7 protein-coding genes are annotated in these 8,504 nt (G+C 29.1%); 1 reads left to right on the forward strand and 6 read right to left on the reverse strand.

Annotated features, from left to right (window positions below):
- Window positions 1-45: 45 nt before the first annotated feature.
- The 3 genes from B2W91_RS07025 to B2W91_RS07035 are packed head-to-tail and all read right to left on the reverse strand — an operon-like array spanning window position 46 to window position 4,463.
- On the reverse strand, window positions 46-1,356 hold the full coding sequence (locus B2W91_RS07025) for an ABC transporter permease (RefSeq protein WP_291579681.1): 1,311 nt from the start codon (window positions 1,354-1,356) through the stop codon (window positions 46-48).
- On the reverse strand, window positions 1,349-3,745 hold the full coding sequence (locus B2W91_RS07030) for a COG1361 S-layer family protein (protein ID WP_291579683.1): 2,397 nt from the start codon (window positions 3,743-3,745) through the stop codon (window positions 1,349-1,351). Before B2W91_RS07030 ends, B2W91_RS07025 begins: the two co-directional genes overlap by 8 nt.
- Window position 3,746: 1 nt before the next feature.
- A complete protein-coding gene (locus B2W91_RS07035; protein ID WP_291579684.1) occupies window positions 3,747-4,463 on the reverse strand; it encodes an ABC transporter ATP-binding protein in 717 nt (238 codons plus the stop codon).
- A 640-nt stretch (window positions 4,464-5,103) separates the two neighbouring features.
- Here B2W91_RS07035 and B2W91_RS07040 point away from each other — a divergent pair.
- A complete protein-coding gene (locus B2W91_RS07040; RefSeq protein WP_291579685.1) occupies window positions 5,104-5,523 on the forward strand; it encodes a bis(5'-nucleosyl)-tetraphosphatase in 420 nt (139 codons plus the stop codon).
- A gap of 223 nt (window positions 5,524-5,746) precedes the next feature.
- Here B2W91_RS07040 and B2W91_RS07045 read toward each other — a convergent pair whose 3' ends face one another.
- The 3 genes from B2W91_RS07045 to B2W91_RS07055 all read right to left on the reverse strand — a co-directional run.
- Window positions 5,747-6,403, reverse strand: coding sequence for a Fic/DOC family protein (locus tag B2W91_RS07045; RefSeq protein ID WP_291579686.1), 657 nt, complete (start codon window positions 6,401-6,403; stop codon window positions 5,747-5,749).
- 68 nt (window positions 6,404-6,471) lie between these two features.
- Complete coding sequence (locus B2W91_RS07050; RefSeq protein WP_291579687.1) at window positions 6,472-6,675, reverse strand: hypothetical protein; 204 nt, start codon at window positions 6,673-6,675, stop codon at window positions 6,472-6,474.
- A gap of 338 nt (window positions 6,676-7,013) precedes the next feature.
- The coding region (locus B2W91_RS07055; RefSeq protein WP_291579688.1) for a class I tRNA ligase family protein at window positions 7,014-8,504 on the reverse strand (1,491 nt) is incomplete at its 5' end.

The following is an 8,504-nucleotide window of genomic DNA, read 5'->3' on the forward strand; positions in this document are numbered from 1 at the left end:
CCTTAAGTATTTATATACTTTCATTATAACATATGAAGTTTGTTTTTATTCTGTCTTAATAGCCTCTAAAGCACTAAGTTTCATAGCTCTTCTTGCAGGATAGAATCCTGATATAAGTCCTACCAAAGTACTAAAAATTAGTGCCGATGCTACAAGCCATAATGGAATTATTGAAAGCTTAGCGCCCGGTCCCATATCTCCAAATATATTTAGGCTTGCACCCACTATATTTAGTATTAAGGATAATAGATAGCTTAATCCTATTCCTAAGATTCCTCCAGATAATCCTATCATACCTGCTTCAAATAAAAATATTCTTCTTATATCTTTTAATTGAGCTCCTATAACCTTCATTACACCTATTTCCCTAGTTCTTTCGTATATTGACATTATCATAGTGTTAGCTATTCCAATAGCAGCCACCAGTAGTGATATTGCTCCTATTCCTCCTAATATAGCTTGCATTATACTCATAGTACTCTTTACCTGCTCAAGAATGTCATTAAGACTGAAAGCACCATATCCCATATCTTTAATTTGTTTTTGGATATCTGGAATTTTATTTATATCATCAACTTTAACTAAAATTTCTCCATATTTATTTTTACTTTTAGTCTTATTTTTATTGACAGTATCTAATTTATCCTGCTCTTTTTGAAGCTTTTTAACATACTCTAAACTAGTAAACATATACCTATCTTTTTCAAAGTCACCGCCCTTTAAAATTCCTACTGTACTAAGCTTTATAGGTTTTTTCATTTTTTTAGGCTTTCCATCTGAATCATAAATATTAAATTCCATGGTTATCTGATCTTTCATCGGATTTATTTCTGGCGGCATTCCATATCCTGAACTTTTTTCATCAAAAAAGTAGTTTTTTATTTCTGCCCCCCAAACAAGTTGATTACTATCTCCAGTCTTTAAAATTCTTCCTTCTTCAACATTAAATTCAAAGGCTTCCATTGCTTTAGTATCCATACCTCTTATAGTTACATAAGCGTTATATCTGCCTTTAGCTAATTTCATCTGTAAATCCATTACTCCTGTTGCTAGTTCTACTCCTTCGATTTTTGATATATTTGATATACCTTCATCATTTAAGTAAACCTTTTTCTTATTAGCCATTAAATTGCCACCTGGGCCATTTCCGCCAAAATCCTCATATACCGTAATAGTATTAAGGCTACCCATTTGGCTTATTTGATTTTTATAGCTCTCAGTCATTCCAAAACCTAAAGATAGCATTGTGATAATAGAGCTTGTACCTATAATTACCCCTAGTATAGTAAGAAATGTTCTAAGTTTCCTTCGCCATAAATTTTTAAGCCCCATTTTGACGATATCTAAACTATTCATCTAAGGTTTCACCTTTCTTTTTCTTTCTTTTCCTCCAAATAATAAATCCAGCTGAAGCAGCTACTATTGTGATAATAGACCAAATAAGTACCGTTCCAGTGCCTTTTTTATTTCCTTCTAGAGTTTCCTCTGGCATATTAGGATCCATTGGAGCACCTTCTAAAACATTTATATTAATTTCTTGTATCTGTTCTATATGTTCACCAGCAGTATTGTCATAAGAGAATATTAACTTTCCTTTTAAAGGTCCTGTTTTATTTGGAATAATAGTTCCATCGTAATTCTCAGTAGTACCCATTTCAAATTTACCTATATAAGAGCTTCCATTTTCAATCTCAAAGTCTCCTTCTAACTTTACCATCATATTGTCTAGAGGTACTTTACCAGTATTGAAAAATTGTACACTAATTGGTATAGGCATTCCTACATAACCTTCTGTTGGAATATCCTTATTACCAATTTGAAGTTTTGCCTGTTGTACTACAGGTATACCTATAAGCTCTGTTGCCTCAATGTCTTTTCCTGTTTCATCTTGATATTGAAAATTGGCAGTTATAGTATAGGTTTTTGCCTTTGCATCAGGAATGGTAGAAAATTTAAGTTTCTTTTCTATACTTCCTTTTGCTGGAATAGATTCTATATAAAAAGTATTACTACTATCCACTGGAGTAAATACATTTCCACTTTCTTCTTCATTAGCAGTTAAGAAAATTTTAACATTACTTATAGCCTTATTTGCATTTGTATTAACGAAAGAAAGGTTTAAATCAAATTTTTCTCCCGCTCTTACTATATTAGGCTCAAAACTATACCTATCTATTATTAATCTAGGAGTTAATTTATTTGAATCTGCTCCATTAACTAATATTCCTACATATTGAGTTATTTTATTGCTTTTACCTTCTTCACCACCTGTAGCTGCTTGATCATCAAACTCTACATTAATACTTATTGGATAATTTTTAGTAGTGGCTTCTGAAGTAGCAAAGAAAGTGAAATCTAATTTAGCTACTTTTCCTGGCTCTAGATTATCTAACTTTTTTACATTTGCAGTTTTAGGCACCATTGCAGGATCTCCACTATCTAGTGTAACTTTTACATTAGATACCTTTGCTTTACTTTGATTTTTAAGGTCAAAAGTAATTCGTACATCTTGATTTGGGCTAACTCCATTTTTAGGGTAATTGATATTTTGTATTGATAAATCAGATAGTGTTGCACTGGATCCCCCTACAGTTATAAAAACTTTAGCGCTTTCCTCACACTTTTGATTTTGAGTATCTTTATAACTAATTTTAAGATCTAGTGGATGACTTCCATTTTTAATGTTTTTTGATGCTTGAAGATCATACTCTATAACAGTTTGATCATATCCAGCTAGCACGTCACTATGCTTGTTATTAGAACCCCCTACTATAGAAAGACCACTTTCTGCAAATCCATCAAGGCTATATTTTACATCTCTAGCTTGAAGGCTTCCTTTATTTTTGATGGTAAAACTAGCTTTAAACTTCTGTCCTGGAGTAATAGTAGCTGGATTAGTCACTGCTCTATCAACTACTAATGCGATAGGAGTACTTTTATTTACTACTTTTACATATACAGTTTCGGAATGAGTAAATGGATCATCATAAGCATTTGTAAAGCTATAGTTTAATTTAATAGAATAACTTTTCTCAGCTGCATTTGAATCTGCTGTTACTTTAAAGCTTATGTTTTCAGTCTTATCTGAAGAAATCTTCTTTATAACTCTAGTTGCACTTAAATCCTCTATAGTTAATGGAGTGCTTCCATCTCCAAATTCAGGAGTTACCACTATATTTTCTGCAGTATATCCACCGGTATTTCTTATAGTGAAAGTAATTGTTTCACTTTGCCCTGCATCAATAGTAGGAATACTTTTATTTACTAAATTAAGTTTTGGTACGTACTTTCTTGTATCTACAGGTTTTTCTTCTTTTTCTTTTTCTATTTCTGTACTTTTAGGTACTGCTTGTGTTATTGCAATAAAGTCTGTAGTAACCTTTTCTTCCCCACCATCATTATATTTAATTGTAAGGGGTAAATTTGTATTACTATCACCATTGTATTTTAATTGAAATGTTGCTTTTTTATTTTCTATTTTAACTTTCGAACCATTTTTTGATGCGAAAGCCGAAGCTTTATCAATACCAACAACAGCATCTTTTACATTTTCATCCAAATCAAAAGTGATAATAATATCAAAGCTATCATTTGCATATATACTTTTCTTTTTTTCATCTGATAGCTTATATCCAGTAACTATTATACCTTCTTGATACTTATTACTCTCACTTGCCATTACCTCAAAAGGTATACTAGTTAACATCATTACTATCCCCAGTAATAACCCTATAATTTTTTTCATTTTATTCTTCTCCTTTATCCCCCGTATTGTCTTTGTTTATTTCTATCTTGTCTACATTTCCATCTCGTATATATATAACTCTATCTGCATAACAAGAAATTTCAATGTCATGAGTTACTATTATTAGTGTTTGATTCTGCTCTTTAGCCATTTTAGTTATTAATTCCATTATTTCTAGAGTGGTTTTAGTATCCAGGTTTCCAGTAGGCTCGTCCGCAAAAACTATATTGGGATTTCCTACAAAGGCTCTTGCTATACTAACCCTTTGTTGTTGTCCTCCACTCATTTGAGATGGTTTATGATCAAGCCTCTTTTGTAGCCCTACAGCTTCTAACATTTTCTTAGCTTTTTCATTTCGTTTTGAACTTGAAATGCTCCTAAATATTAAAGGCAATGTAACATTTTCCATTGCAGAAAGAGTTGGTAGTAAATTATAAGATTGAAACACAAACCCTATATATTTTTGTCTAAAAGCTGCTAGCTGATTTTCACTCATCTTTTCAATATGCTTGTTCTTTATGATTATTTCTCCCCTAGAAGGCTTTTCTAAGCCAGCCATCATATTTAGCAAGGTACTTTTACCAGACCCTGAGGTCCCTAAAAGACATACTACCTCCCCTTGATATATTTCTAAATTTATATTATCAAGAGCTACAATTTTTTCATCACCCATCCTGTAGAGTTTTCTTACATTTTTTAATTCAATTATTTTCCCCAAAATTAAACCTCACCGTCTACTTTCCTACTTTTCTCCATTTCTTCATTTTTTTAAAAGCCTATTAGCTTTTTCTATATTCATCATCAGAACACCTCCCTTTTACCTAATTATTTTTTTAAAATACCTAATTTTTCTTTTTAAATATAACAGATTTAAATTTGCAGAAAAATTTTTACATTTAACACTAAAAACAACCATTTTATAGAATAAGTTTATATTTATTATAAATATTGTAAGTTAAAAAGTAAAAAAAATTAAAGTTATGTATAAAAAGCTTATAATTTTTCAACTAAATCACTGTCAAATTTATAAAAAACTAATTTTCTAACAGGTTTAAAGTAAAATTTAAAAATAATTACGTGCAAATATAAACCATCTATTTATGCAATGAATTAAAATATTTTAAAATATAAATTAAAAAATAATATATCCTTTTAATATTATACCTTTTTAATCTTACAAATAAATTAATTATAGATTACAAAATAATAAGAAATCAAAAAAATTTCGACAAAGCTTCTGTTATTATTTTCTTTACAATATAATATTTTTTATTTATTAAAGGAAATATATCCATAAAAACAGAATATAATTTTAATTACTTTTAAGATATAAAATTACTTAACAAGGAGGATATGTTATGAAGTTTGAAAAATCATGTGGTGCAGTAGTATATAGAAAGATAGATAAAAGTTTAGAATTTCTAGCGGTTAAAAGTAAACTTTCTAATCATTGGGGATTTGCTAAGGGACATGTAGAATTTGAAGAAACTGAAAAGGAAACTGCAAAAAGAGAAGTTCTTGAAGAAGCAGGCATAAATATTAATATTCATGATGGATTTAGAATGAAAATAGACTATAACTTAAATAAAGATATAAAAAAAGAAGTAGTATTCTTTTTAGCAGAGTTATCAAAAGAACCTGCAACTATTAATTACAAAGAAATTCATGAATATAAATGGGATAACTTTGAAAACATGCTTAACTTATTAACCTATAATAATCAACAAGAAATATTAAAAGAAGCTTATAATTTTCTTCAGCATAAAGGCCATAATTAAATTTTACCTACTTATCAATTTATAACAGATTTCAAAAATAATATTTTTAAAAAACTAGTAGCCTTTGTTTTAATATGTTCATTACAAAATAAAAAGCAAAAGCTACTAATTTTTATTTTAAAATTTATAATAAAAGATAATTGCTTGCCCTATATTATTTTTATATAATATAAGCTTTATATTAAAAAAATAATATAGTCTTTTCAATATATGATTTTATAAGCTATCTTTCATATTCTATCTCTTTATTAAGTATCTTGGAAATATTTCTATCCGGCTCTTTATTTACTATGCAATCTTTTATCAATTGCGATAATTTATCTGTATCATACTCTCTTGTTGCCGTTATAGTTGCATCTAGAAGTTTATCACTATCTACCTTATCCCAATCTAATTTATATCCATTTTTTATCGCTAATGTCCTTATAAATTCTCTTTGCGCTTTTCCATTTCCCTCCATGAAAGGATGTGCAAAATTTAGCTCAGACATATAATAAGCTAACTTCTCAGAGGTTTTATCTACATCCAATCCTTTTAAATATCTTTCTTTATTCAGACTATTAAGCACCTCATGTGTGGCTTCCCCCAGATGCTTTATCGGTGCAAATCCACCACCTAAATCTATCTCTTCATTTCTAAATTTTCCTGCAAAGGGATAAATATCACCAAAAATAAATTTATGAATTTTCATAAGATGATTAACATCAAATTTACCTTTTATAGGATTTTCTTTTAACTTGGATATTCTATCTACCGAAATAATTTTATCTATAATTTCTAAATTCTCTTTATTTTTTATATCTAATTTATTTTTTAAGACATTAGTTCCCTCATAATAATAAGAAGATTGATAATCTTCTTTTTTGTGTAAAGCTTCCATAAGTATATTATCCCCCTTTATTTACTATGAATTTATCTCTTTTACTATCTTAAGTTTTTTATTACTAATCATTTATTATTTTCTGTATTAAATTGCTTAGAATATTCTTTAACCTTTTCTATAAATTCTTTATCAGAGCAATTTCCCATCAAATGTTCTTTTATCATCTGCTTTTCTTCTTCATTCAAAGTTTGTCCATCGAATTTTAGACTACCTTCAGCACTCCTTATAGCTTCATCTACACTTTTTTCATCAACTTTATTTTTGTTCATAGATTATAATCCTCCTAACATTTTATTGATTTTCTTTGTTTTACATGTCATTATCTGCGGTATTTCAACATTAACTCTTAAGCTTATTAAATTGTTAACTATAAATCTTATGTATATATTTTTAGGGAAAGTCTGTCTGATGTGCATTGAAAGGTTTGATAATCAATAAGTACATTCTAAATTGGGTGTTTTTCATTGGTAATTATATATAATAAATGTATAGTTATAGTATATTATGTATTTAATAGTAAATCTACATGTTTTTTTATTTTATTACAATTTGGTGTAATATTCTTAAAATACTCCTCAAAAAAAAGCATGGTTTCCCATGCTTTTTCCTATTTTAAGTTTTCTATACTTTCAAGTACAGCTTTATACATTTCTTTGTATTTTTCACCTTTAGCTTTTTCTTCTTCAACAACTTCTGCTGGAGCTTTTGATACAAATCTTTCATTAGATAGTTTCTTTTCAACTCTATCTATTTCTGATTCTAACTTAGCTTTTTCTTTGTTTAATCTTTCAAGCTCTTTTTCTGCATCTACAAGCTCTAACAGTGGCATGTAGATTTCTGCACCTTTTGAAACTACAGTAACTACATTTTCTGGAGCTTCTTCTTTAGAAGATAATATTATAACTTCGCTTGCTGAAGCTAATTTTTCAAAATAAGTTATTCCTTCTTTAAAAGCTTCTAGTGCTTCTGTAGCATAGATATAAGTTTTAGCTTTTCTTGAAGGTGGTACATTCATTTCACTTCTAGCATTTCTAGTGTTCTTGATAGCATCTATAATATAATTCATATATTCTTCTGCTACCTTATCTTCAAGTTCTTCTGTAAATTCTGGCCAGCTAGAAGTAGTTATAGATTCAGATTCTACTTTTAAATGAGTGTATATTTCCTCTGTAATGAAAGGCATTACAGGATGAAGTAATTTTAATCCTGAAACTAATACTTTATTTAAAACATTTAATACTACACCCTTAGCTTCATCATCTTCACCATATAATATTGGCTTCACTAATTCTATATACCAATCACAGAACTCTGTCCACATAAAGTCATATACTTTTTGAAGCGCTATTCCAACTTCAAACTTCTCTATATTTTCAGTAACTTCTTTAATAACAGTATTTAATCTTGATAATATCCATTTATCAGCTATTGAATAGTTTTTATTATCTTTAAACTTCTCCATTAACTCTTCATCAAAATTCATCATAACAAATCTTGATGCATTCCAAATCTTATTAGCAAAATTTCTAGCTGCTTCAACTCTTGATTCATAGAATCTTATATCATTTCCTGGTGCATTTCCTGTAACTAATGAAAATCTTAGTGCATCTGCTCCATAGTTTTCAATTACTTCTAGTGGATCTACACCGTTATCTAGAGACTTAGACATTTTTCTTCCTTGGTCATCTCTTACAATACCATGAATAAATACAGTGTCAAAAGGCACTTCTTCCATATTGTATAATCCTGAGAATATCATCCTAGCAACCCAGAAGAAAATAATGTCTGGACCAGTAACTAAAGTGCTCGTTGGATAGAAATATTTTAGATCTTCTGTGTTTTCAGGCCATCCTAATGTTGAAAATGGCCATAATGCTGAACTAAACCAAGTATCTAAAACATCTTTATCTTGCTCTAAGTTTGTAGAATTACATTTAGTACATTTTTCTGGTGCATCTACTTTAACTATTATCTCACCACAATCTTTACAGTACCAAACTGGAATTCTATGTCCCCACCATAACTGTCTTGAAATACACCAATCTTGAATATTTTCCATCCAGTTAAAGTAGATTTTTTCAAATCTTTCTGGAACAAA

This window comes from Clostridium sp. UBA6640 (genome assembly GCF_002455975.1).
Taxonomy (GTDB): domain Bacteria; phylum Bacillota; class Clostridia; order Clostridiales; family Clostridiaceae; genus Clostridium_J.

What these genes read in the sequence shown, in the direction of transcription:
- B2W91_RS07045 (WP_291579686.1), bottom strand. Translation starts at nt 6,403, where the DNA reads ATGGAAGCTTTACACAAAAAAGAAGATTATCAATCTTCTTATTATTAT.
- B2W91_RS07040 (WP_291579685.1), top strand. Translation starts at nt 5,104, where the DNA reads ATGAAGTTTGAAAAATCATGTGGTGCAGTAGTATATAGAAAGATAGAT.
- B2W91_RS07030 (WP_291579683.1), bottom strand. Translation starts at nt 3,745, where the DNA reads ATGAAAAAAATTATAGGGTTATTACTGGGGATAGTAATGATGTTAACT.
- B2W91_RS07050 (WP_291579687.1), bottom strand. Translation starts at nt 6,675, where the DNA reads ATGAACAAAAATAAAGTTGATGAAAAAAGTGTAGATGAAGCTATAAGG.
- B2W91_RS07025 (WP_291579681.1), bottom strand. Translation starts at nt 1,356, where the DNA reads ATGAATAGTTTAGATATCGTCAAAATGGGGCTTAAAAATTTATGGCGA.